Here is a 656-nt window from a genome sequence, read left to right as displayed (position 1 = left end):
AACTCCGCCAGCGCCTTCGAGAGCTCGGTCTTACCGACACCCGACGGGCCGGCGAAGATGAACGAGCCACCGGGACGACGCGGGTCCTTCAGACCGGCGCGGGTACGCCGGATCGCCCGCGACAGGCCCTTGATCGCGTCGTTCTGACCGATGATCCGCTTGTGCAGCTCGTCTTCCATCCGGAGCAGTCGCTGGGACTCCTCTTCGGTGAGCTTGAAGACGGGGATGCCGGTCGCGGTGGCCAGCACTTCGGCGATGAGTTCTTCGGTGACCTCGGCGACGACGTCCATGTCGCCGGCCTTCCACTCGCGCTCGCGGCGCTCCCGCTTCAGGGAGAGCTGCTTCTCGTTGTCGCGGAGGGCGGCGGCCTTCTCGAAGTCCTGCGCGTCTATGGCCGACTCTTTGTCCCGGCGCACGACGGCGATCTTCTCGTCGAACTCGCGCAGGTCGGGCGGGGCGGTCATACGGCGGATGCGCATGCGTGAACCCGCTTCGTCGATCAGGTCGATCGCCTTGTCGGGCAGGAACCGGTCGGAGATGTAGCGGTCGGCCAGCGTGGCCGCCGCGACCAGCGCGCCATCGGTGATGGAGACGCGGTGGTGGGCCTCGTAACGGTCGCGCAGGCCCTTGAGGATCTCGATCGTGTGGCTGAGGCT

The 656-nt window shown here is 67.4% G+C and carries 1 protein-coding gene; it reads right to left on the bottom strand.

Going from position 1 to position 656, the window contains the following annotated elements:
* On the bottom strand, positions 1-656 hold a 656-nt coding region (locus tag ACYQ78_RS39235; protein ID WP_459806078.1), incomplete at both ends, for a UvrB/UvrC motif-containing protein.

The organism is Herbidospora sp. RD11066, assembly GCF_054661255.1.
Note: the sequence above shows the minus strand (reverse complement) of the source record. Positions and strands in the feature narration are given on the sequence as shown.